Raw genomic sequence first — 23757 nt, forward strand, 5'->3', positions numbered from 1 at the left:
TCAAACATGCTCACACATAGTTTTCGACTGTAATCGGTTCTGCCTAGGCGCGTTTTGGGGGTCAATGACCGTGCATCTTCTAGCGCACCATGCCTAATCCAAGAGGCAGCCGTACGGTGATGGACTGGCCAACGTTCCACGTGAAACACACGCAGCTGGCAAGATGATACCGCTTCCGAGCATCGTGTTTACGCCTTGCGAGCTCCGGAAGGCACTGCGTCTTGGATTTACAGGAACATATTGGAAAAGAGTGCGGATATAGCCACTGCCGATGGGCTCTTCGGTGTGATCCAAGGTTGCGCACATGTTCTTCTCGCTCCAACAACCATCGTGTACGTCTTCGATCCTGGCGAGCAAAAGAAACATGCCGGCTGCAGCTTTACTCCGCATGGAAGACCAAAGAAACACGAAGGCCATTACTACAAAAACCGCCCAAGTAAACACTCGCATGGGCGTTGATCGCCCCAGTTAGAGTCTGCAGGTATTCGTTTCACGTGAAACCAGGGGACAATGGAAATTCAGCCGCTTAGACGTTGGAACTTGAACCAAGCACGTCCATAATGCGGTTCAGGTCCTCAACAGACGCAAAATCGATGCTCACTTTCCCTTTCCGGGCGCCGAGGGTAATTTTAACGTTCGTATCAAGACGATCAGACAACGCACCGGCCAAATAATCCAGGCGCTCATGCCTTGCATTAGGTTTGCTGGGACCCTTCCGTGAGGCATCGGGGGACTGATACATCGACACAGCCTCTTCCGTTGCGCGCACTGACATCCCCTCGGCGACAATCCGCTGCGCCAGGCGCTCCATCGCTGCCGAGTCGGGAAGTGACAACAGGGCACGGGCATGACCGGCACTGAGGACCCCTGCAGCCACCCGACGCTGAACGAGAGCCGGCAGTTTCAACAGCCGAAGTGTGTTCGTAACCTGCGGGCGGGAACGTCCGATCCGGTCCGCCAGCTCCTCATGCGTCGTTCCGAAATCCTCAAGCAGTTGCTGGTATGCCGCCGCCTCCTCCAGCGGATTCAGCTGGCTTCGATGCAGATTCTCCAACAGAGCATCCCGGAGCAGGTTAAGATCTGTTGTGTCACGGATTATGACCGGTATGGTGGCCAGTCCAGCCTTCTGCGAGGCCCGCCAGCGCCTCTCTCCCATCACCAACTCGTACGGTTCCCCGTTCGGCTCTGCCGATTTCCGCACGATGATGGGCTGGAGGATACCGACTTCCCGCACCGAATGGACCAGTTCGGCCATTTCATCTTCATCGAAGACCGTGCGTGGTTGTTTCCTGTTGGGATGAATGTCCCCGACTTGCAGTTCAGCGAATTGGGCACCCGGCACTTGCACCAAGCCGTCCGTGGCGGTCATTTCACGTGAAACAAGCGCCTTCACGGGAGATACCGTCTTTGCCTCCGGAAAAAACAGGTCCACGGGTCTGGCCGGGGGGCCCTGCGAGGATTCCGCTGCGCTGTCACTGCCTGCCACACTGCTGGGAATCAGGGCACCTAGGCCCCGGCCGAGTCCTCTACGCTTGTCGGTCATGGACAACAGTTCCCTCCAGTGAAATAACCCGGACTACGCCGGAGATTAGTGCGAAAGCAGATGTTGACTATCGTCGTTCTGCTATCTCGGTTGCCGCTTCCAGATAAGAAAGTGCACCGGTGGATGACGGGTCGTAGGTCATCACTGTCTGCTGGTAACTCGGCGCTTCGGATACGCGCACCGATCGTGGCACGACGGCCTTAAGTACCTGTTCCGGAAAGTGCTCGCGAACATCTGCCGCCACTTGGGCCGCGAGATTTGTCCTACCGTCGTACATGGTCAGCAGAATAGTCGAAACCACCAGATCCCCATTGAGGTGCTTCTGGATCATTTCGATATTTTTCAACAACTGACTTAGACCCTCGAGGGCATAATATTCGCACTGGATAGGAATCAAGACTTCATTGGCTGCACAAAACGCGTTGACTGTCAGCAGACCGAGGCTGGGTGGGCAGTCTATGAAAACATAGTCCAACCGACTGTCGCCATTTTGTGCCCTCGTCTCTGCGTACACATCCAAAGCCCGCCTGAGACGCTGTTCGCGTGCGACCAAGGAAACCAGTTCGATTTCGGCGCCGGCCAAATGTATGGTCGCAGGCGCACACAGCAGATTCTTAACATCCGGACATGTAGCCACGACCTCGGCAAGTGCATAATCATTGATCAGGACATCGTAAATGCTGTCAACGTCGGCATGGTGTGGTACTCCCAGGGCGGTCGAAGCATTCCCCTGCGGGTCGATGTCCACCACCAGAACATTCAGACCCGCTGAAGCCAGTGCCGCGGCAATGTTGACGGTGGTGGTCGTTTTTCCCACGCCGCCCTTCTGATTGGCGACTGTGAGGATGCGGGTTTTTGCCGGTCGGGGAAGCTTCCGTCCGAGGAGCTTCTCTCTGCGTTTTGTCTCCTTGGCGAGTTCCCGGGCGATGGGACTACCGTCATCCAGATTGTCGAGTGCCACTTCTTCGGATCGGACATCAGTTTCACGTGAAACAACGGACAAAGAATGTGAAACAACCTTTATAGGTTGATACGCACCGGATACCGTTGGCGATACTGGACCAGCCGCGTACTTCGACCCTGACCGCGCCGATCCCAATGACATAAAGGGGGGAATTCGTTGCAGGGACGGTTCACTGCTGCTCACTGGAACACACTCTCTTTCATCCGGCCATTCAAACTGCCTTGACTGCCGATCTCTAGCCTAACCGCTTCAACTGCTGTCAGCGCAGGTACTCAATGCTGCGGCCCCAAACCAGCGACTCTCGCTGCTCTCGCCAGGTGGATCCGAAACAGTTCACATAGCTGATCTACTGCTTCGCTCAGCCCTGAGATACCCGAACACGGACCACCGTAGTGGGTTCTTCCAGAACATCATCGCCGGCGGTAACCACCGTCGTCTCCACCCCGCCAAGTTTGCGGATGGTGCGGGCTGCGTCTGCGACTTCCTCGGCAGCACTGCGGCCCTTGATGGCCAGCAGTATCCCCTCGCCGTCAAGCAGAGGGATGGTCAAGCCGGCCAGGCTTTTCAGCGCGGACACGGCCCTGGCCGTAACAACATCACAAGACACCTTGCCGACGGCCGATTCCGCCCTTGAGCGGATAATTTCCACATTGTCGAGCTCAAGGTCTGATATGACCTCTTCCAACCATGACACACGCCGTTCTAGCGGCTCTATCAATGTCACGTGCAGATCCGGTCGGGCGAGGGCGATGGTCAGCCCAGGCAGCCCAGCGCCACTGCCCACATCGGCCACCTTGGCGCCATCGGCAATCAAGTCTGCAACGACGGCACAGTTGAGCACGTGCCGCGTCCACAATCGCGGAACCTCCCGCGGACCAATCAGGCCCCGCTGAATTCCGGAGGTCGCCAGATGCTCCACGTACCGCTCCGCCAGGGGCAGTCTGGCAGCAAAGACGGCGCGTGCGGCGGTTGTCTCGCTGAGGCTGAGTTCAACCACGGTTTTTCCCGCGGCTTCCTCCAAGGCGGGCCGACGTCCCTGCGCTCATTGGCCGAGCCTATTCAGCCGCAGAAACGACGATGTGCCGGTCCGAGCCTTCACCTTCGGACTCGCTGGCACAGCCCTGCTCAGCAATGATGTCGTGCACGATCTTGCGCTCATAGGGACCCATCGGCGCCAGAGCTATAGCTTCGCCGTTCTGTTTCACCCGGTCCGCTGCATCGTGGGCGATACGCGTCAACTCGCCATTGCGTTCGACGCGGTAGCCGGAAATGTCGAGAATCAGCCGGGATCGGCTTTCCGTGGCGGAAAGCACGCACAGGCGGGTAAGTTCCTGCAGTGCCTCCAGCACCTCACCGTCCCGTCCGATTAGAGCTTTCAGACCGGAGCTCTCTTCGTCAGAGACGATGGAGATGTAAGTGCGCCCATTGCGAACCTCGATGTCGATGTCGCCATCGACGTCGGCGATGTCCAGCAGTTCTTCCAGATAGTCCGCCGCGACGTCGCCCTCCTCGTCGAGCCGGCTCACTGCGGGCGTTTCGCCCTCAGGCACCGAACCAGCACCATCGTTTTGAACAAGTTCTGCGTTGTTATCAACGGACATTACTTTCTCTTCCTGTTCTTACGTTGGGGTTGCGGGCGCTGGCCTTTCGGATCAACGATTTCCTCGACGGCCGGCTCGGTTTTCTTGCTGGCACCAAGCAGCGGCAGGCCTTTCGTGACCCGGCGCTGCTGGAACTCACGGTAAGCGGGTGAGCCGGGTGTAGGCATACGGCGGATGACAAAAAATTGCTGTCCCATTGTCCACAAGTTTGTGGTGGTCCAGTAAATCAGCACACCAATGGGGAAGTTGATTCCACCGATGCCGAAAACCAACGGAAGGACGTACAGCATCATCTTCTGCTGCTTCATGAACGGACTGGCCATGGCATCGTCGGACATGTTCTTGGCCATGATTTGCTTTTGGGTGATGAACTGCGATGCCGTCATGGCCACGATCATCAGGATGGACAGGATGACGACGGCGGCGTTGACATTGCCGCCCTGAACCTGGGGAAGGAACGCCTCGGAAAGGGGCGCCCCAAAGATTTGCGCCTGGTCAAACTGCTGGACCTGCTGTTGGCTGAGCGCACCAATGCCCTCATTGCTCTGATTAGCTTTGGAAACACCGGAAAGCACCTGAAACAGGGAGAAGAAGAAGGGCATCTGAATGACCATCGGCAGGCAGGCCGAAAACGGATTGGTGCCATGCTCTTTGTACAGGGCCATTTGTTCCTGGGCCATGGCCTGGCGCGACAACTGATCCGTTTTGCCCTTGTATTTTGCCTGCAGTTTCTTCATATCAGGCTGGAGCGCCTGCATGCCCCGCTGGGCCTTGATCTGCTTGACGAAAACCGGAATCAGGGCGGCTCGGATCACCAGCACCAGCCCGATAATGGACAGCGTCCAGGTCCAGCCGGAGGAGGAGGGCAAACCCAGGAACGTGAACGCGTCATGGAAAAGCACCATGATCCACGACACAAGCCATTTGAATGGCGCCAGGATCGTCCCGAAGAAATCAAACATTCTTTTCTATACTCCTCAAGCCGCCGAGCGGCCGTCTGCATCACACTGATCGGCTAAGTATTTCTCTGGATGATTCAGCTGAACTATGCGCGGGACGTGGCCGCGATCGTCCCGGTGCCTGTGGCTCCCCGGGACATGGTCAATGCCACCCGCGTTCCACGGGTGGCAGCGGACCAACCGGAGTAGAGCCAACCAACCGCCCTTGATCACACCATGGACGGTAACTGCCTCCAAAGCATAAGCGGAGCAGGAGGGGAAAAAACGGCACACCTGGCCATACAAGGGAGAAACAACCCGGCGGTAGCCCTTCAAAATCAGAATCAGGATTTCCCTCGGCAGGTTCCAGATGAAGCGTCCAAGCGCGGCAGGGCGAATGTCGGTATGGGCGCGGGCAGCGGTCGTGATCATGGCCTGCCTGTCCCTTCCACTTCAGTCAACGTTACCGATCCCGCAGGGAGCCGGAGTGAAACTTTTCCCCAGGCGCTCCGGTAGTCATGGCACAGACCCGTCCAATCCGAACCGGCCGAGGCGGGGAGTGCCCGGACCACAATGTTCAAACCTGTTGGGTGATGCCTCACGGTTACCGCCGCGGCTTCCCTCAGTCTCCTCTTAACGAGGTTGCGCGCAACAGCGTTCCCGACGGATTTGGCCACAATGAACCCAACCCTTGTCGGTTCGACCGCAGGCACAGCTATCGCATATAACACTAAGTTCCGGCGTCCAATTCGGGCGCCGGAACGAACAGTATTTGAGAAGTCGGTCGAGGACCGCATTCGGTTTTGGGTGGCCAGCACCGTCAGATCAACTGCTTCCGTGAAACGGGAACAACAGTCAAGCGTTGTAGTTTTAGGCCGACAGCTCTACGCGGCCCTTGGTACGGCGCGCCGAAAGAATGGCACGGCCTGCGCGGGTACGCATGCGAAGGCGGAAGCCGTGCTTCTTGGCACGACGGCGATTATTCGGCTGAAAAGTCCGCTTGCTCACGGTGGTTACTCCAAGACAATCAAAGATGCGCCTGGCCCGTAAATGCTGCGAAATCACAGGGGGAAGAACAGGCTGACGCGAAGATTCAGGTGACCACCTGCACCAAATTCGGCACATGCCGAACGGCACAAAGGCGGACACAAAGGACTTTTCAACGTTAGGTCACGCGGCAGTCCCCAGTCAAACTGCCCAACTACCGACGCCCTCCCAGTAACTGAAAAACTTGAAGTAAAGAGCGTGCCGACGCCGTCGGAGCGGAGCTTAAAGGAGAATTATCCACAAGCCGCTGGCCCGCTATCTTCTGCAGAACGCATCCCTTAGGCTTGCCGGGAGGCCAGTTATCCACGGGCTGTGAATAACTCTGTGGATGACTAACCGGAATCTGCGATTTCGGAAGGTACGGTCCACCATACAAGCAAGAGATCTAAGATTACGGACACCCCGCACCCATGAGCAGCGCTACAACGAAGACAGCGGAAACCATCCATGAGCACCGATGATATTAACGACGTTGGGGCATCCTGGCGAAAAGTTGTCCGGCTGCTGGAACAAGACGAGCGGGTCACACCCCGCCAACGGGGATTTGTGGTGCTGGCCCAGCCACTTGGCCTGATAGGAACAACCCTGCTGGTGGCCGTGCCCAATGAACTCACCCGGGAAGTTCTGCAAACCCAACTCAAGAACGCGCTCGATGATGCCCTCCGGGTAGTCTTTGCCAGCGACATCCTCTGTGCCTTCAGCATCAACGCAGACCTCACCCCCATCCCGGATGAGGAAGAACCACAACAGCAAGTGGCGCCGCTGCGCGGACCGGAACCAGAGGCCAAGCCACAACCGACGCCGCCGAGTAACTCGCATGAGTTTGGCCGGCTGAATCCGAAGTACGTCTTTGACACCTTTGTGATAGGTGGATCCAACCGCTTCGCCCACGCCGCCGCCGTCGCCGTCGCTGAAGCCCCCGCAAAGGCCTACAACCCGCTGTTTATCTATGGCGACTCGGGATTGGGCAAGACCCATCTGCTCCATGCCATTGGCCACTATGCCCGCCGGCTCTACAACGGCATTCGGGTTCGGTACGTCAATTCAGAAGAATTCACCAACGAATTCATCAATTCGATCCGGTATGACGAGGGAACTAGCTTCAAGTCCCTCTACCGCAACGTGGATATCCTCCTCATCGACGACATCCAGTTCCTCTCCGGCAAGGAAGCAACCCAGGAAGAGTTCTTCCACACATTCAATGCACTGCACAACCACAACAAACAGGTAGTCATCACCTCGGATCTGCCACCCAAGCAACTCTCGGGTTTTGAAGAGCGGATGCGGTCCCGATTCGAATGGGGATTGCTGACCGACGTCCAGCCTCCGGAACTGGAAACGCGAATAGCTATCCTGCGTAAGAAAGCCATCGGTGAGGGTCTGTACGCCCCGGACGATGTGCTGGAATACATCGCCTCCAAAATCTCCACGAACATCCGCGAACTCGAGGGCGCGCTCATTCGTGTCACCGCGTTTGCCAGCCTGAACCGCCAGTCCGTGGACGTTGGACTCGCCGAAATCGTCCTCAAGGATCTCATCACCGACGATGGTGCCCAGGAAATCACGGCAGGGGCGATCATCGGCCAAACTGCCGCTTACTTCAACATGAGCCTCGAGGAGCTCTGCAGCAAGTCCAGGACCAGAACGCTTGTAACCGCCCGGCAGATCGCCATGTACCTGTGCCGGGAGCTCACCGATATGTCCCTGCCCAAGATCGGACAGGAACTTGGCGGCCGTGACCACACAACTGTGATTCACGCCGACCGCAAGATCCGTGAACTGATGGCCGAACGGCGCGCGATTTACAACCAAGTCACCGAACTGACCAACCGGATCAAGCAGCAGCAGCGTGAAGGCTGAAACCCACGGAATCACGGCAAGAATCACCACCTGTGTATAGGCCTGTGGATAACACCGTGGACAACTCGGGTGTATCCGGGGGTAACTAGCCGGGTACCTGTGGATCCCTGTAATGACGGGGAAAGTTGTCCACCGACATTCCCGGAGGCACAGGCGGGAACCCACACATTGTGCACAGCCCGAATCTCCGCAAATGCGCACCGGGAACGGGTTATCCACAGTTTCCACAGGTGTTATTAACACTACGAATCCCAATAAATAACGTTCTTCCAAATAACATTTACGCTCCCCAAACACCCAAGGCCGCAGCCCTGAATCCAGATGCATCCGGAGACCGGACGACGGGCTAAGCTATCTCAAAGCATGTAATTCCCTCCCAAGCGACGTGCTGGAACGGTCGGACCCGATCCTGCAGCGGATTCGTTCCGTACAGCTGTGGCTGCCTTGGGAGGGAAAAACCAACCCTGTAAGCGATGTGCGAATGAAAGGCGGCACCCTTCCGTGAAGTTCCAAGTTGAACGGGAAGTCCTGGCGGAAGCCGTCAGCTGGACTGCACGGTCGCTGTCCCCCAGGCCACCGGTTCCAGTACTTTCCGGTCTGTTGCTCAAAGCCGCAGCCGGCACTCTCAGTCTGGCCAGTTTCGACTACGAGATTTCCGCGCGGCTGGAAATTCCCGCTGACGTATCCGAAGAAGGAACCATCCTCGTTTCCGGACGCCTGCTGGCAGATATCTGCCGCAGCCTGCCGTCGGCGCCCGTGGACGTCGAAACCGATGGATCCAAGGTGACGCTCAGCTGCCGCAACAGCCGGTTCAATCTCGCCACTATGCCGGAAAACGACTATCCCGAACTTCCGGCTCTTCCCCAGGTCAGCGGCGTCGTCTCCGGCGAGGCCTTTGCGCAGGCGGTTTCACAGGTGATTATCGCCTCCAGCAAAGATGACACCCTGCCAATCCTGACCGGTGTCAAGATGGAGATCGAGGGTGATCTGATCACCCTACTGGCCACCGACCGCTACCGATTAGCACTGCGGGAAGTCCACTGGCGCCCCAACGTTCCGGGCATCTCCACCAGCGCCTTGGTCAAGGCCAAGACCCTCAATGAAGTGGCCAGGACCCTCGGCGGCGCCGGCGACCTCAATATTGCTTTATCCGACAACAGCGAACTCATTGGGTTTGAAAGCGGCGGCCGACGCACCACGTCCCTGCTGGTCGACGGCGATTACCCCAAGATCCGCTCGCTGTTCCCGGATAACACCCCCATCCACGCAACGGTCGAAACCAGTGCCCTTTCCGAAGCGGTGCGTCGGGTTTCACTCGTGGCCGAACGAAACACACCGGTGCGCCTCGCCTTCACTGACGGTCAACTGAGCCTCGACGCGGGAACAGGGGAAGATGCGCAGGCTTCGGAAGTGTTGGAGACCGCGCTGGTGGGAGAGGACATTACGGTTGCCTTCAACCCGCACTACCTCAGTGAGGGATTGAATGCCTTCGACAGCAAATTTGTGCGTTTTTCGTTCACTTCCGCCCCGAAGCCGGCCATGATCACTGCCCAGGACGACATCGACGGCGAAGACCGCGACGACTACCGCTACTTGGTGATGCCCGTTCGGCTGCCCAATCCCTGACCGCCGTCCGAGCGTCCGTTCCACAGTCCGCTAAGCCGTCCGCGGGGTTTAGTCAGCATATTCACCCGATCAGAAAAGAGACATACCATGCATATCGGGCTCATCGGCCTCGGCAAAATGGGTTTTAACATGCGGGCAAGGATCCGTGCTGCGGGAATTGACGTCACCGGCTATGACCGTAATCCGGACGTGACGGACGTTTCCTCGCTGAAGGAGCTGGTCAAGGTACTTCCCACCCCCCGGACCATCTGGGTGATGGTTCCCGCCGGTGAGGTGACAGACGGCGTCATCACCGAATTGTGTTCCTTGATGGACACCGGCGACCTGATCATCGATGGTGGAAATTCCCGGTTTACTGAGGATCAAAAGCACGGTGCGCAGCTGGCCGAAAAGGGTATCCACTTTGTGGACTGCGGTGTTTCCGGCGGCGTCTGGGGACTGGCCAACGGCTATGGACTGATGGCAGGCGGAGAGCAGGAGCACGTCGAAGCGGCGTTGCCAATATTCGATGCCCTCCGGCCTGAGGGCGAGCGGGCCGAGAGCTTTGTCCATGTTGGGGATATCGGCGCCGGGCACTACGCCAAAATGGTCCACAACGGCATTGAGTACGGTCTCATGCAGTCCTACGCCGAGGGGTACGAACTGCTGATGGCCAAGGACATCATTAAGGACGTTCCGGGAACCTTTGCCGCCTGGCAGAAGGGCACAGTGGTGCGCTCCTGGCTGCTGGATCTAATGGTTAAGGCGCTGGAGGAAGATCCGGATCTAGCCAAGATTGCCGGCTATGTTGAGGATTCGGGCGAGGGCCGCTGGACCATCGAGGAGGCCATTTCCAATGGCGTCCCCGCACCTGCTATCACGGCAGCGCTTTTTGCCCGGTTCGCCTCGCGCCAGGAGGATTCCCCGGCGATGAAGATGGTTTCCGCCCTGCGGAATCAGTTCGGTGGCCACGCGGTCAAGCCTTCTGGGCACAGCGATAAGCCAGCCCCGCCAGCCGGCTCCTAGAGGCACCAACCCGGCGGCAGCCCGCCGTCGTCCTGCCCTTGTTTCGAAGTCCGCCCTGGCCGACGACCAACTCCTGTGAAGTGAGCCGCGTGTACCTGGCACACCTGTCCCTAACAGATTTTCGCACCTACACCCAGGTGGAGTTGCCGCTTGAACCGGGCGTGACGGTGCTGATAGGGCCCAATGGGCAGGGCAAAACCAATCTGGTGGAGGCCGTGGCCTTCCTTTCCACCCTCAGCTCGCACCGGGTGAGCGCGGATGGCCCGCTGCTGCGATTCGGCACTGAGCGCGCCCTGATTCGTGCGCGGCTGGTCCATGGCGGGCAGAACACCAGCTTGGAACTGGAAATCAACGCCTCGCGGGCCAACAGGGCCCGCATTAACCGGGCGAATCCCGTGCGGGCCCGGGACATCCTCGGAATCTGCCGGACCGTGCTGTTTGCTCCGGAAGACCTTGCGCTGGTAAAGGGCGATCCCGGTAACAGGCGGCGTTTCCTGGATGAGCTGCTGGTTACGCTGATTCCTCGCAGCGCTGCTATCCGCAGCGACTATGAACGAGTGCTGAAGCAACGTAATGCGTTGCTTAAATCTGCCAAATCACAGCACTATTCACGTGCCGGTGTCAGCGAGGGACAGCAGGCAACCCTGGACGTTTGGGACCAGCATATGGCTGTGGCCGGTGCCCAACTGCTGGCCGCGCGGCTGGAATTGCTGGAACGGCTGAAGCCGCATCTGGCCATGGCCTATCGGCAGCTGACGGATGGGTCCAAGGAGTTGAAGGCTAACTACCGCTCCACCTTGGAGGGGCAGCTGTCCGACGACGGCGAAACGGACCTTGGTTCCCCCGATGCGGATGTTCAGCTGGCGGGTCTGGGTGTGCCGGAGTTGACCCGTCGCTACGTTCAGGCGTTCGCCGACTCACGCCGGCGTGAGCTGGAGCGCGGACTTTCGCTGGTGGGGCCACACCGCGATGAAGTGGAACTGATGCTGGGTTCCGCGCCGGCACGCGGCTACGCCTCACACGGGGAAACATGGTCGGCCGCATTGGCGCTGCGCCTTGCCTCCTATTACGTTCTGTTGGAAGATGCCCAGATGGAAGGCAACGCTCCGATTCTGATTTTGGATGACGTTTTTGCCGAATTGGACACTGACCGCCGCACCAAGCTGGCCAGCATTGTGTCCGGGGCGGAGCAGGTTCTGGTGACGGCGGCTGTCGCTGCGGACATTCCCCGCGAATTGAGGGGAGTGCAGATTCGCGTGCTTCCCGGCGGAATTGTAAGCGATGGAGAGTGAGGCTTTGGGATCAGAGCGGCCGCGGCGTGGGCGCCCGATCGGGAAAAGCGGCCGGGCAACCGTGGCGGGAAAAGACGTTGAGGACGACGCCGCTGGAAGTATTGGCGCTGCTGAGCTGCATTCGACCGAGGTTGACGCTGCGCAGGCGGCGTTGAACCGGATGCGGGCGGCTGCCAGGAGCAGGGGCGAGATCCGGCTTCCGGCCGGACGCAGTGGCACACCGGCTGCTGTTGCGCGGCAGGCACGGTGGCGCAGAACCTTCACCAACCAGGATGCCGGCCGCGACCCCCTCGGTTTGGGCAGCGTGGTCAGCCGGCTGATCACCGAGCGAGGCTGGTCATCGCCTGTGGCGGTGGGATCGGTGATGGCTCAGTGGAATTCCCTCGTGGGTCCGGACATTAGTGCGCATTGCCAGCCGGAAAGTTTTTCCGGCACCACGTTGCAAGTGCGCTGCGATTCCACCAGTTGGGCCACACAGCTCCGACTGTTGAGCGCTTCGCTGCTGGCCCGATTCGACAAGGAACTCGGCGCCGGTGTGGTGACCAAGCTGCAGGTTGTGGCCCCCACGGCGCCCAATTGGCGCAAGGGGTACCGCAGTGTCAGCGGCCGCGGACCACGGGACACATACGGCTGACCGGAGCCGTACGCGAGGCCACACAGGACGCTGGAACCGCCCCACGGCGTAGATCCCCCGGTGGGATTGTTAATAAACGCTCCTATCGGGCATATTCGCCCGTTTAGAGGCTGTTTGGACCCGTTTTGACCCCAGGGCAAGGTAGAATTGAAGCGAATCTGAACGCCGGCAAGGGGTGGCATCTGCTCTTCCCAAAACGGCGGCAGTTAGTGGTGTGCCAGCGCGGGCCGTATAGTCCGCGACGTTAGTTTGTTCGCTTGCCTGGCCGCTGCAGCAACCAACGAAGAATAGAGGGGTCGAACGCGGCTGTGACTACCAGTGACTCGGAAAATCCGGAATCCGTGACCAGCGAAGCGAATGCTTCCGGCACGAACCAGCCCACCCCGACCGATGGCGATACCCCTGGTCCTACAGGTTATGGCGCCAGCGATATTACCGTTCTGGAGGGCCTTGAGGCTGTTCGGAAACGCCCAGGCATGTATATCGGTTCCACCGGCCTCCGCGGACTCCATCACTTGGTCTATGAAGTGGTGGATAACTCCGTTGATGAAGCGTTGGCAGGTTACTGTGACCATATTGAGGTGATACTGCGCGCGGACGGCGGAGTGCAGGTGGTGGATAATGGCCGCGGGATTCCGGTGGACATCCACCCCTCCGAGGGACGGCCGACAGTTGAAGTGGTCATGACCATCCTGCACGCCGGGGGGAAGTTTGGCGGCAGCGGCTACGCGGTCTCCGGTGGTTTGCATGGCGTGGGTATTTCGGTTGTTAACGCCCTTTCCGCACGCGTGGACACCGAGGTTCGCCGGCAGGGCCACGTCTGGCGGATGACATTCGCCGACGGCGGCAAACCGCAGGGTGAGCTGGTCAAAGGCGAGGCGACGGAGCAGACCGGAACTACGCAAACCTTCTATGCTGACCCCACGATCTTCGAAAGCACTGCCTTCGATTTTGAGACGCTGCGCGCACGTTTCCAGCAGATGGCGTTCCTAAACAAGGGTCTGAAGATCACGCTAACTGACGAGCGCAGCGTTGTTACCGGCGCCGATGAGGACACCGACCTGAACCTTGATTCCGTTTTGGCGGAGGGTGAGGATGCGCTTGGGCACCGTGAAGTGGTTTACCAGTACGACGACGGCCTGCTCGATTATGTGAAGCATCTGAACTCCTCCAAAAAAGTCGATGTCATTCACGAGGACGTTATCGCCTTCGAAACCGAGGATTCCAGCCGGAAGATGGCGGTGGAACTGGCCCTGCAGTGGACCACGGCATATTCGGAAAGTGTGCACACCTATGCCAACACCATAAACACCCATGAGGGAGGCACACACGAAGAAGGCTTCCGCGCGGCGATGACCTCATTGATAAACCGGTATGCGCGCGACAAAAACATCATCAAGGAAAAAGACGAGAACCTCACCGGCGACGATATCCGCGAGGGTCTGACGGCTGTCATTTCCGTTAAGCTCTCCGAACCTCAGTTCGAGGGCCAGACCAAAACCAAGCTCGGTAACTCCGAGGTCAAGGGCTTTGTACAGCGCGTGGTCACCGACGGGCTCGGCGACTGGCTGGAGCGCAATCCCGGACCGGCGCGCGACGTAATCCGCAAATCCATCCAGGCCTCCCAGGCCCGGCTGGCGGCCCGCAAGGCGCGTGAAAGCACCCGGCGTAAGGGCCTGCTCGAATCCGGCGGTATGCCCGGCAAGCTCAAGGACTGCCAGTCCAAGGACCCTTCGGTCTCCGAAATCTACATTGTGGAGGGCGACTCCGCGGGCGGCTCCGCCGTACGCGGACGCAACCCAACCACGCAGGCCATCCTGCCGCTGCGCGGCAAGATCCTCAATGTGGAGCGCGCCCGGCTGGACCGCGCTCTGGGTAACGCCGAGGTCCAGGCGATGATCACGGCCTTTGGCGCCGGGATCGGCGAGGACTTCGACGTGGATAAGGCCCGATACCACAAAATTGTTCTGATGGCCGATGCGGATGTGGACGGCCAGCACATCACCACCTTGCTGCTGACCCTGCTGTTCCGCTACATGCGTCCGCTGATTGAAAGCGGTTACGTCTACCTGGCCCAGCCGCCGCTTTACCGCATCAAATGGTCCAATGCCCCGCACGATTACGTGTTCAGCGACCGTGAACGGGATGGGGTGATGGCGCATGGTTTGGCCAACGGACGGCGCATTCCCAAGGACAACGGTATCCAGCGCTACAAGGGGCTGGGCGAAATGGATTACACCGAGTTGTGGGATACCACGATGGACCCGGAACACCGCACCCTGCTGCAGGTCACCATGGAGGATGCGGCCGCCGCGGATCAAGTTTTCTCCGTACTGATGGGTGAAGATGTGGAATCCCGCCGGAACTTCATCCAGCAGAACGCCAAGGACGTCCGATTTCTTGATATCTAGCGCTAGCAGGCGCCTTTATATCCTCGATCCGACATATATTTGGAACGGAATTATTAGACTATGAGTGACGACACCACTGATGTCCCCGGCGACGGCGAAGAGCCCGTCCTCGAAGGCGACATCCCGGCGGATGTGCTGACCGACCGCGTCGAGCAGGTGGATCTGCAGACCGAGATGCAGCGCTCCTACCTGGACTACGCTATGGCCGTCATCGTGGGCCGGGCCCTGCCTGACGTCCGCGATGGCCTCAAGCCGGTCCACCGCCGGGTGCTGTACGCGATGTTCGACGGCGGCTACCGCCCTGAGCGCTCGTTCAACAAGTGCGCCCGTGTGGTGGGCGAAGTGATGGGGCAGTATCACCCACACGGCGACATGGCCATCTACGACGCCTTGGTCCGCCTGATCCAAGACTGGACCATGCGCTATCCGCTGGCCCTGGGCCAGGGCAACTTTGGCTCTCCCGGCAACGATGGTGCCGCGGCACCCCGGTACACAGAGACCAAGATGGCCCCGCTAGCCATGGAAATGGTCCGCGACATCGACGAGGAAACCGTCGATTTCCAGGACAACTACGATGGGAAGAACCAGGAACCCACCATCCTGCCGTCCCGGTTCCCGAACCTGCTGGTCAACGGATCCTCCGGCATCGCCGTGGGCATGGCCACGAACATTCCACCGCACAACCTGCGCGAAGTTGCCGACGGCGTGCAGTGGTACCTCTCCAACCCGCGTGCCAGCCGCGAGGAACTGCTTGAGGCGCTGATCCAGCGGATCAAGGGCCCGGACTTCCCCACCGGGGCACAGATCCTGGGGCACAACGGCATCGAGGATGCCTACCGCACAGGCCGGGGATCCATCACCATGCGCGCAGTGGTCAACGTTGAGGAGATCCAGGGCCGCACCTGCCTGGTGGTCACCGAACTGCCGTATCAGGCCAACCCGGACAACCTGGCCATCAAGATCGCGGAGCTGGTCAAGGACGGCAAGATCGCCGGCATTGCCGACCTCCGTGATGAGACCTCCGGACGCACTGGCCAGCGGCTCGTCGTCGTGCTCAAACGCGACGCCGTCGCCAAGGTGGTGCTGAACAATCTCTACAAGCACACCCAGCTGCAGGACAATTTCGGGGCGAATATGCTGGCCATAGTGGACGGAGTGCCGCGCACCCTCAGTCTGGATGCGTTCATTCGGCACTGGGTGACGCACCAGCTGGACGTCATTGTCCGGCGCACCCGCTACCGGCTGCGGAAGGCGGAGGAGGAGGCACACATTCTGCGCGGCCTGCTCAAGGCGCTCGATGCCCTGGATGAGGTCATAGCGCTTATCCGGGCGTCCTCCACCACCGAAGAGGCGCGAGAAGGCCTGATCGGGCTGCTGGATATTGATGAGCTGCAGGCCCGAGCCATCCTGGACATGCAGCTGCGCCGGCTGGCTGCCCTGGAGCGGCAGAAGATCCAGGATCGGCATGGTGAACTGGAAGTGGCCATCACCGAGTTCAACCGTATCCTGGCCTCCGAGGAGGTCCAACGCGGCATCGTCAGCACTGAGCTGCAGGAAATCACCGACAAGTATGGTGACCAGCGCCGAACAGAGATCATGCTCGGGTACGACCCGAATATGAGCATGGAAGACCTGATCCCGGAAGAGGAAATGGTCGTCACCATCACCCGCGGTGGTTACGTCAAGCGGACCCGCAGCGACAATTACCGCCAGCAGCACCGCGGCGGCAAAGGCATTAAGGGCGCCCAGCTGCGCGGAGATGACGTGGTGGAGCACTTCTTCGTCACCACCACCCACCACTGGCTGCTCTTCTTCACGAACCTGGGCCGGGTGTACCGTGCGAAGGCCTACGAGCTCGTGGAGGCCGGCCGTGACGCCAAGGGCCAGCACGTGGCTAACCTGCTGGCCTTTCAGCCGGATGAGAAAATAGCCCAGGTGCAGGACCTGCGCGACTACCAGCAGGAGCCGTACCTGGTGCTGGCCACCAAGAACGGGCTGGTGAAGAAGACCCGGCTGGAGGACTACGACACCAACCGCTCCGCCGGAGTCATTGCCATCAATCTGCGCGACGGCGACGAATTGGTCTCCGCCCAGCTGGTATCCGAGACGGACGACCTGCTGCTGGTCTCGCGCAAGGGTCAGTCCATCCGCTTCACCGCCACAGATGAGGCGTTGCGGCCCATGGGCCGGGCCACCTCAGGGGTGACGGGGATGAAGTTCCGCGGGGCTGATGAGCTGCTGGCAGCCAATGTGATCACGGACAATTCCTTTGTCTTCATTGTCACCGAGGGCGGCTACGCCAAGCGCACCGCCGTCGGGGAATACCGCCTGCAGGGCCGTGGCGGGCTGGGTATTAAGGTCGCCAAGCTGGCCGAGGACCGCGGTGATCTGGTCGGCGCCCTGATTGTGCAGGAGGACGATGAGGTGCTGGTGGTCATGAACGGGGGCAAGGTGGTGCGCTCCGCCGTCGCCGAGGTGCCGGCGAAGGGCCGCGACACGATGGGTGTGATTTTCGCCAAACCGGACAAGAACGACAGGATCATTGAGGTCGCCCGCAACAGCGAACGGGGACTTGAGAATCTCGTTGGTGCCGAAGCGGCCGGTGACGACGGCCCGGATGACGGCGCCGCGCCTGCCGGCGGCTCGCCAACGCCCGACACCAGCCCGGATGCGTCCGGAGCCGGGGACGCACAGGGCACCGGAACCGGCACCACCATGGGCAGCGCCACGGCGGCGGACGAGCTCAGCGGGGCCGAAAGCGGAAATCCGGAAGTCAATGAAGTACCGTTGAGGGACAACAACGCTAGTAGTGGAGGTACCGATTGAGCACCAGCAACTCGAACCCAAGGCCCACAGCCGGCCCCAGGGTGGGTGCGCCGGCACGTCCTCCACAGCGTCCCGGCGGTGCCCCTGCCACGGCACAGCGTCCCGCGACCGGTTCCCGTCCTCCGCTGGTGAAGCCGGCTGCCAAGGCGAAGGCGCGCCGGGCACGGCTGCTGGTCAGCAAGGTTGATGCGTGGTCGGTGCTGAAGATGGCTTTCCTGCTTTCTGTGGCCTTGGGCATCATCACCGTGGTGGCCGCCGTGGTGCTGTGGTCGGTGTTGGATCTGACTGGAGTCTTCGACAAAGTGAACTCCCTGATGACCGACATCCAAGGCACCGAGGGCGGTGGCTTTGACCTGAAAAAGTATGCGTCGTTGGGCCAGGTTGCCTCCTTTGCAACCATCATCGCCGTCGTCAACGTTCTGCTGCTGACGGCTCTGTCCGTGCTCTCAGCAGTGCTGTACAACATTTCCGCCACCCTGGTGGGCGGTATCGGAATTACCCTGACCGACGACTAAGATTTGGCCGGCATTGTTGGCGACTCGTGTCGGACGTTCCGATTTGGGGACTGTGGCGCGGTGAGGTAATGTTTTATTTCGGCCCGTTGAGGGCCGGAAGGGCGCATAGCTCAGGCGGTTAGAGCGCTTCGCTGATAACGAAGAGGTCCCAGGTTCAAGTCCTGGTGCGCCCACGGAACCTACCATGGAGGAGGAATTCGTGAAGAAGTTGCTGGTTGTTGCAGCGGCGGTCACGGGTGTCGTTTTCTACCGAAAGTGGCAGGAATCCAACGTCCGAAAAAGCACGTGGAGCAACGCGACCGATCGGGTTGAGTAGCTTCGCGTGGTGAACGGACACCAGCAGTACGTTTCCTTTTAGGAAATCCTTCCGGGGGCATGGCGCAATTGGTAGCGCACCTGCTTTGCAAGCAGGGGGTTCGGGGTTCGAGTCCCCGTGCCTCCACCGGAAGAGTCCCGGTCAGCGAAAGCTGGCCGGGACTTTTGTTTCGACACCTTTCCCAGCGGTGCGGGACGGATCGGCCGGCGGCCCCTGTGGTCCGGGACGGATCGGTAGGCGGCATAGAGTTGCGGGGTGAACTTTTTTCTGGCCAGCCTTGGGGTTATTGGCGTAGCGGCGTCAGGGCCGATCATGGCTGCCACTGTGGCTCCTGCCCTGGCTATAGCATTCTGGCGCACTGCCCTTGGCTCCGGCATCATGGGGATCCCCGCCCTACTCTCCCAGCGCCGGCAATTCCCGCGGCTGCGTTTCGCTGATTACAAGTGGGTGGCCATTGCCGCGGCAGCCCTGGCGCTGCACTTCGCTTGCTTTATCACCGCCCTACAGTTGACCAGTGTGGCAGCTGCAACGGCCCTAGTGTGCCTACAGGCAGCCTGGATTGCGCTCTTCCAGCTGTTCCGCGGCTTCAGGCCGGGGCGGGCGCTCCTGTTGGGTCTGGCCATGGCCTTCGTCGGCGTGCTGGTGATCTCCGGTTTTGACCTTTCGCTGTCGCCGCAGGCCGCCGTGGGAGACGGATTGGCGCTTGCCGGTGGTGCACTTGCGGCGGTCTACACCATGGCGGGGGGTCAGGCCCGGCGGACGCTGTCGACGGGTGTTTACACCACGCTGTGCTATGGGGCCTGCTCAGTTGTGCTGGTGCTGCTGTGCCTGCTGTTCAGGGTGCCGTTGGCAGGATTCAGCTGGCAGGCTTGGGTGGGTATCCTGGCGGTGACCCTGGTGGCACAGATCATGGGGCACAGCGTCTTCAATCACCTGCTGGCCGTAATCAGCCCTCTGGTTGTCTCCATGATCATCCTGCTCGAGATACCAGGTGCCGCGCTGCTGGCCGCCATCTTCCTGCACGAGAAGCTTCCCGCGGGAACGTATCTGGGCCTGATCCTCATTTTGGCCGGACTCGCCGTCGTTATAACCGGTCAGGGTCGGGCCGGAGTTAAGGCTCCGGCTCTGCCGGATTAGCGGACGCCACTCCGCAGGGACCTTCCGGATACCACGAAGGGACCCTCATGGAGAGGATCCCTTCGGTGTACAAAGCGGCGGTTTGAAAACCGCGCCCGTTACTGCTCGCCGGGCTTCGGTGGGTTCGAGGAGTGCGAATCCTCGATCTTGGAGGCGATATTGCGCACGGCCGTTTTGGCGTCCGTTGCAGCATTCTCGGCCTTCGTCGAGGCAGCGTGCTTGGCATCCTTTACCGACTCAGCGGCATCGCCGCTGTCGTCTTGGGCCTTCGTGCCCAGATCCTCGGCCTTCCCGGCCAGATCCGCGGCTTGGTCCTGAGCCGCAGCTTTTGCCTCGCTGGCTGCTTCAGCCACCGCTGCGGAGGCCTGGCCGGCCTTTTCTTCTGCAGCGTCCGCGGGAATTTTGGCATCGCCGGCTGCGCTGCCCATGGCCGGGGTACCGGCACCGGAGGTACTCACCGGAGCCGGGGTTTTCCACGGGTCCTCGACCGGCTGGGAGGCTTTCCATGCTGCCACTCCGGCCGCAGCCGCAGCAGCGATGACGCCAACGATGAGCCAGCCCTTCCGGCCGCTCCGGTTTTGCTTGCGCAGGTCGACGGCGGCCTTCTTTGCTGCCTGCGCGGCAGCCTTCTGGGCCTTGGCAACGGCATGCTTGTCGCCGGTCAGTTTGGCGATAACGACGTTGACCTGCTCCGGCGTCCGGGCGTTCTCCAAGGCCTTGCTCAATGAATCCGCGGCGCTGCCCAACTTGCCGGAAAGCATTGGAAGGTAGTCTCCCACCACCTTGTCCCTGGCGCTGTTGATCGCCGGCGAGGCTTTATCCAGTGTTTCCTGCAGGCGGGGGGTGGCTCCGTCCACGGCATCGGAAATTTTGGGAGCCAGTCTGTCCAGGCCTCCCTGGATGCGCGGTGTCACGGAGGCGACACCGCCGGCCGTCATATGGGCTGCCTTACGCAGCCCATCCTGGACTTTCGGAGAAGCGGTTTCAAAGCCCTTTTCCAGCCGCGGAACGGCCCAGTTCAGGGCAGCTTCGACGTGCGGGGTGGCCCATTCCATGCCCTTTTCGACATGGGGAGCAACCCAATCCCGTGCAGATTCGACGCCACTGGTCAGCGTTTCCTCCAGGTCGTGGGTAATGCGGTCTGCTTTCTTCACAACTACCTCCCGGATTTCTTGGTAAACCTTCCTTTAGCCTACGTGGATTGGCTGTCTCCGGCTATTCCTCCGGTTCACTGTGCGCTGAACCGGGCGTTGACACAGCAATTCGTGGCGCCAACGTGAAAGACTAACGGCATGACTGCTATTCCAACCGCAAAAGCAACTGTCCACACCAGCCAGGGCGACGTCGTCGTCAATCTCTTCGGCAATCATGCGCCGAAAACGGTGAAGAACTTTGTCGGCTTGGCGACGGGCGACATCACCTGGAAGCATCCGGCCACCGGCGAAGAGACAAATGCGCCGCTGTACGACGGAACGATCTTCCACCGCATCATCAAGGATTTCATGATCCAGGCCGGCGATCCGCTGGGCCGCGGCGTCGGCGGACCCGGCTACCAGTTTGATGACGAGATCAATCCGGACCTGAACTTCAACGAGCCCTACAAGCTGGCCATGGCCAACGCAGGCCTCCAGGCCGGCCGGGGGACCAACGGATCACAGTTCTTCATCACCACCGTTCCCACCGGGTGGCTGCAGGGCAAGCACACCATCTTCGGTGAGGTTGCGGATGCCGATTCCAAGGCCGTCGTTGACGCCATTGAAGGGGTCTCAACCGGCCCCGGCGACAAGCCGCGCGAAGACGTGGTCATTAAATCCATCACGGTCGAGCAGCTCTAGACCCGGCCCGTTCAAGGACTAAAGCGAACCAAAATCCGGATGCGAAAACTGTGAGTCACGGAATACCGACGGCGGGCATACCCGCAGACGTGCCGGTCTGTCCCCGCCACCCGGACCGCGTCTCGTATGTCCGCTGTCAGCGGTGCGGACGGCCGGCCTGTCCGGCATGTCAGCACAGCGCCGCCGTCGGAATCCAATGCGTTGACTGCGTGCGCGAGGCCGCACGCAGCGCGCCTGTTCACCGCACTCCGTTTGGCGGTGTGCTGGGCTCAGGAAAGCCCGTTGTGACTTATGCCATCATCGCGCTCTGCGCGCTGGTGTACCTGCTGCAGTGGGTTCCGGGCCTGAACGTGGAAAGCAGCCTCTGGTATGCCCCGGTGTATACCGAGTTCCAGCCATGGCGGATGTTCACCGCGGCATTCGTGCACTCACAGAACTTCCTGCCGCACATCCTCTTTAACATGTACGCGCTGTGGATCATGGGGCGCGCCCTCGAGCCGGCGTTGGGACGACTTCGTTTCGCGGCGTTGTTCCTGGTGTCCGCATTTGCCGGCTCGGTAGGGGTGCTGCTGCTGGCACCCCTGAACGTTCCGGTGGTCGGCGCGTCAGGAGCCATTTTCGGGCTTTTCGGTGCGCTGTTTGTGATCCAGCGCCAGCGCGGTGGGGACGTGCGGCAGATCATCGTCCTGATCGTAATCAACGCCGCGCTGGGGTTCCTGGTGCCCGGTATCGCTTGGCAGGCGCATTTGGGTGGTCTTGTCGCCGGTTCCGTGGGTGCTGCGATCCTCGCTTACGCACCGAAGGGACCCCGCCGGAATCTGTTTCAGTGGGGCGGTCTGGCCATTCTCCTTCTGGTCTTGACCGGTTTGACGATCGGCAAGGCCGCACTGCTGCACGGTCAAGCAGTGCTGTTCCAGCTGTAGTGGCCCCGCCGGCAGCTTGTGCGGCTGTCAGGCTTTGAGGCGGTGGTAGGCCGAGCCGAAATGGATAAGTGGATCCATGGCATCCGCCGGAACCGCCTCAGTTCCCATCGCCAGGACGTCCCCAACGATCAGCAGATGTGTCGCTGCAGGATGGATGGCGCTCGTCTTCAGCTCGAAATAGCCCAGCGCTCCGTCGACGACGGCCGCCCCTGTCGCGTGCCCCCGCCGATAGGGCACCGGCGACAGCAAGCCCTCGAGTCCCGTTCCCGGGCTGGCAAGCCAATTGGCCACTCCCCGGTGCCGTGATGCCAGAAGACTCAGGGTCCACACGCCCGCCTCTGACACAGCCTCCGCAATCCGTGATTCTGCATACAGACTGACCATCATGGTCGGCGGATCGTAGGAGACGGAGAGAAAGGCACTGACCGTGGCAGCGTAGTCGCGGCCGTGCAGGATGGTGCTTACCACGCCCACCCCCGACGCCGCATCTGCGCTCAGCTGCCGATAGGAGTCGACGGCAGCCTGGACAGGGTCCCTTTCCAGGGATAGGGAGGGAAGCTCGCCGGGAAGTTCCATGTACTCATCGTTTCATGCCGTGCGCAGTGCCATCGTGTTCTTCGGCACCGTTATCCACAGTCTCATCCACAGATGGGTATAACCACACTGTAGTAGTTCGAATGGGCGCCGATGTATTCGAACACCGGGTTATGCACAGCCCTATCCACAGTGGGTATAACTTACACACATGTAGTTCCACGGTTGGGACGGGCGCGGAGCCAGCAAGAAAGGGAAAAGCTCCCCGGTTTTGTCCACGTCTGTGGAAAAGGTTAACAACCGGTGGGGAAAACTTTGGATGGATACGGCGGTGTGTTTCGCCCGCCAAGCTACAACCACTGCGCGAAGGCTGCATTTGGCACCCGCGTGAGATTCCCGCCAAGCTGGGGCGCACAGTGGAACCGTCGGGGGGCGCACTGTGCCGGGATGAGGTCTATGCAGTAACCACGCGCTATGGGCGGGCATCACTTGGCGGCCCAGCCAGTGGAAACCTGCACTGCTGGTCAGGAGTGGAGTGTATGAAACCCATGTGGACGGCCTGTGCGTGGTCGCCGAAAGCCCGTCAGGAGGACCGGGGGCGGCCGCTAGGAGCCCGCTGATTAAGGCGGATCTATTATGCCCGGGTTTTTCCGGTGGGCCATTTTTCGCGCCGGAGCCGGACGCCGGATTGGGCTCTTCTGGGCTGAAGTCCTGATCCGGAGCCGGTCTTGGGCGCTCCATGGGGCTTCT

General features: G+C 60.4%; 22 protein-coding genes and 2 tRNA genes. 14 read left to right on the plus strand and 10 right to left on the minus strand.

Annotated features, from left to right (window positions below; genetic code table 11):
* Positions 1 to 526 precede the first annotated feature (526 nt).
* The 8 genes from IV498_RS00635 to rpmH form a co-directional block, all read right to left on the minus strand.
* Positions 527 to 1543, minus strand: coding sequence for a ParB/RepB/Spo0J family partition protein (locus IV498_RS00635; RefSeq protein WP_269044619.1), 1017 nt, complete (start codon positions 1541 to 1543; stop codon positions 527 to 529).
* 67 nt (positions 1544 to 1610) lie between these two features.
* Complete coding sequence (locus IV498_RS00640; RefSeq protein ID WP_269044620.1) at positions 1611 to 2690, minus strand: ParA family protein; 1080 nt, start codon at positions 2688 to 2690, stop codon at positions 1611 to 1613.
* A 175-nt stretch (positions 2691 to 2865) separates the two neighbouring features.
* On the minus strand, positions 2866 to 3504 hold the full coding sequence (gene rsmG / locus IV498_RS00645) for a 16S rRNA (guanine(527)-N(7))-methyltransferase RsmG (RefSeq protein WP_269044621.1): 639 nt from the start codon (positions 3502 to 3504) through the stop codon (positions 2866 to 2868).
* 58 nt (positions 3505 to 3562) lie between these two features.
* Positions 3563 to 4108 carry a Jag family protein gene (locus IV498_RS00650; protein ID WP_269044622.1) on the minus strand — a complete coding sequence of 182 codons (546 nt, stop codon included), beginning with the start codon at positions 4106 to 4108 and terminating at the stop codon, positions 3563 to 3565.
* Positions 4108 to 5070 (minus strand): membrane protein insertase YidC, encoded by a 963-nt coding sequence (gene yidC, locus IV498_RS00655; protein ID WP_269044623.1) that lies wholly within the window; start codon positions 5068 to 5070, stop codon positions 4108 to 4110. The genes IV498_RS00650 and yidC overlap by 1 nt, the downstream gene beginning before the upstream one ends.
* 15 nt (positions 5071 to 5085) lie before the next feature.
* Positions 5086 to 5478, minus strand: coding sequence for a membrane protein insertion efficiency factor YidD (gene yidD, locus IV498_RS00660; protein WP_269044624.1), 393 nt, complete (start codon positions 5476 to 5478; stop codon positions 5086 to 5088).
* On the minus strand, positions 5475 to 5864 hold the full coding sequence (rnpA, locus tag IV498_RS00665; protein ID WP_269044625.1) for a ribonuclease P protein component: 390 nt from the start codon (positions 5862 to 5864) through the stop codon (positions 5475 to 5477). Before rnpA ends, yidD begins: the two co-directional genes overlap by 4 nt.
* A gap of 52 nt (positions 5865 to 5916) precedes the next feature.
* Positions 5917 to 6054, minus strand: coding sequence for a 50S ribosomal protein L34 (gene rpmH / locus IV498_RS00670; protein ID WP_269044626.1), 138 nt, complete (start codon positions 6052 to 6054; stop codon positions 5917 to 5919).
* A 486-nt stretch (positions 6055 to 6540) separates the two neighbouring features.
* On the opposite strand from rpmH, the gene dnaA reads away from it, so the two are divergent.
* The 12 genes from dnaA (at position 6541) to IV498_RS00730 (ending at position 19715) form a co-directional block, all read left to right on the plus strand.
* Positions 6541 to 7953 carry a chromosomal replication initiator protein DnaA gene (dnaA, locus tag IV498_RS00675; protein ID WP_269044627.1) on the plus strand — a complete coding sequence of 471 codons (1413 nt, stop codon included), beginning with the start codon at positions 6541 to 6543 and terminating at the stop codon, positions 7951 to 7953.
* Between the two features lie 501 nt (positions 7954 to 8454).
* A complete protein-coding gene (dnaN, locus tag IV498_RS00680; protein WP_269044628.1) occupies positions 8455 to 9579 on the plus strand; it encodes a DNA polymerase III subunit beta in 1125 nt (374 codons plus the stop codon).
* A 57-nt stretch (positions 9580 to 9636) separates the two neighbouring features.
* Positions 9637 to 10584, plus strand: a complete 948-nt coding sequence (gene gnd, locus IV498_RS00685) for a phosphogluconate dehydrogenase (NAD(+)-dependent, decarboxylating) (RefSeq protein WP_269044648.1) — start codon at positions 9637 to 9639, stop codon at positions 10582 to 10584.
* 89 nt (positions 10585 to 10673) lie between these two features.
* Positions 10674 to 11876, plus strand: coding sequence for a DNA replication/repair protein RecF (gene recF, locus IV498_RS00690; protein ID WP_269044629.1), 1203 nt, complete (start codon positions 10674 to 10676; stop codon positions 11874 to 11876).
* A gap of 100 nt (positions 11877 to 11976) precedes the next feature.
* Positions 11977 to 12510: a DUF721 domain-containing protein gene (locus IV498_RS00695; protein ID WP_269044649.1), complete on the plus strand. Its 534-nt coding sequence runs from the start codon at positions 11977 to 11979 to the stop codon at positions 12508 to 12510.
* A 431-nt stretch (positions 12511 to 12941) separates the two neighbouring features.
* Complete coding sequence (gyrB, locus tag IV498_RS00700) at positions 12942 to 14921, plus strand: DNA topoisomerase (ATP-hydrolyzing) subunit B (protein ID WP_442951252.1); 1980 nt, start codon at positions 12942 to 12944, stop codon at positions 14919 to 14921.
* 60 nt (positions 14922 to 14981) lie between these two features.
* Positions 14982 to 17747 (plus strand): DNA gyrase subunit A, encoded by a 2766-nt coding sequence (gyrA, locus tag IV498_RS00705; RefSeq protein ID WP_269044631.1) that lies wholly within the window; start codon positions 14982 to 14984, stop codon positions 17745 to 17747.
* Entirely contained in the window at positions 17744 to 18262 is a 519-nt protein-coding gene (locus IV498_RS00710) for a DUF3566 domain-containing protein (RefSeq protein WP_269044632.1), read from the plus strand. The genes gyrA and IV498_RS00710 overlap by 4 nt, the downstream gene beginning before the upstream one ends.
* A 99-nt stretch (positions 18263 to 18361) precedes the next feature.
* Positions 18362 to 18435: transfer RNA gene (locus tag IV498_RS00715), tRNA-Ile, on the plus strand.
* Between the two features lie 11 nt (positions 18436 to 18446).
* On the plus strand, positions 18447 to 18578 hold the full coding sequence (locus IV498_RS00720) for a DLW-39 family protein (RefSeq protein ID WP_269044633.1): 132 nt from the start codon (positions 18447 to 18449) through the stop codon (positions 18576 to 18578).
* 53 nt (positions 18579 to 18631) lie between these two features.
* Positions 18632 to 18704 (plus strand) — tRNA-Ala (locus IV498_RS00725).
* A gap of 129 nt (positions 18705 to 18833) precedes the next feature.
* A complete protein-coding gene (locus IV498_RS00730; RefSeq protein ID WP_269044634.1) occupies positions 18834 to 19715 on the plus strand; it encodes a DMT family transporter in 882 nt (293 codons plus the stop codon).
* Between the two features lie 98 nt (positions 19716 to 19813).
* On the opposite strand, the gene IV498_RS00735 is transcribed toward IV498_RS00730, so the two are convergent.
* A complete protein-coding gene (locus IV498_RS00735; protein ID WP_269044635.1) occupies positions 19814 to 20869 on the minus strand; it encodes a hypothetical protein in 1056 nt (351 codons plus the stop codon).
* A 138-nt stretch (positions 20870 to 21007) separates the two neighbouring features.
* Between IV498_RS00735 and IV498_RS00740 the strand changes: the two genes are divergently transcribed.
* Together IV498_RS00740 and IV498_RS00745 are read left to right on the plus strand one after the other, a co-directional pair.
* The gene (locus IV498_RS00740; RefSeq protein WP_269044636.1) at positions 21008 to 21550 is read left to right on the plus strand and encodes a peptidylprolyl isomerase; all 543 of its coding nucleotides are present in this window, start codon (positions 21008 to 21010) and stop codon (positions 21548 to 21550) included.
* Between the two features lie 284 nt (positions 21551 to 21834).
* On the plus strand, positions 21835 to 22473 hold the full coding sequence (locus tag IV498_RS00745; RefSeq protein ID WP_442951249.1) for a rhomboid family intramembrane serine protease: 639 nt from the start codon (positions 21835 to 21837) through the stop codon (positions 22471 to 22473).
* 27 nt (positions 22474 to 22500) lie between these two features.
* Here the strand turns inward: IV498_RS00745 and IV498_RS00750 are convergent, their stop codons facing one another.
* Positions 22501 to 23049 (minus strand): flavin reductase family protein, encoded by a 549-nt coding sequence (locus IV498_RS00750; RefSeq protein ID WP_269044638.1) that lies wholly within the window; start codon positions 23047 to 23049, stop codon positions 22501 to 22503.
* Positions 23050 to 23757 lie beyond the last annotated feature (708 nt).

Source organism: Paenarthrobacter sp. Z7-10, assembly GCF_026932795.1.
Classification (GTDB): Bacteria; Actinomycetota; Actinomycetes; order Actinomycetales; family Micrococcaceae; genus Arthrobacter_M.

Excerpts from the sequence above, each read along its gene's own strand:
- dnaA (WP_269044627.1), top strand. The coding sequence starts at position 6,541 with ATGAGCACCGATGATATTAACGACGTTGGGGCATCCTGGCGAAAAGTT.
- IV498_RS00740 (WP_269044636.1), top strand. The coding sequence starts at position 21,008 with ATGACTGCTATTCCAACCGCAAAAGCAACTGTCCACACCAGCCAGGGC.
- IV498_RS00750 (WP_269044638.1), bottom strand. The coding sequence starts at position 23,049 with ATGGAACTTCCCGGCGAGCTTCCCTCCCTATCCCTGGAAAGGGACCCT.
- yidD (WP_269044624.1), bottom strand. The coding sequence starts at position 5,478 with ATGATCACGACCGCTGCCCGCGCCCATACCGACATTCGCCCTGCCGCG.
- IV498_RS00650 (WP_269044622.1), bottom strand. The coding sequence starts at position 4,108 with ATGTCCGTTGATAACAACGCAGAACTTGTTCAAAACGATGGTGCTGGT.
- yidC (WP_269044623.1), bottom strand. The coding sequence starts at position 5,070 with ATGTTTGATTTCTTCGGGACGATCCTGGCGCCATTCAAATGGCTTGTG.
- IV498_RS00720 (WP_269044633.1), top strand. The coding sequence starts at position 18,447 with ATGGAGGAGGAATTCGTGAAGAAGTTGCTGGTTGTTGCAGCGGCGGTC.
- IV498_RS00635 (WP_269044619.1), bottom strand. The coding sequence starts at position 1,543 with ATGACCGACAAGCGTAGAGGACTCGGCCGGGGCCTAGGTGCCCTGATT.
- gyrA (WP_269044631.1), top strand. The coding sequence starts at position 14,982 with ATGAGTGACGACACCACTGATGTCCCCGGCGACGGCGAAGAGCCCGTC.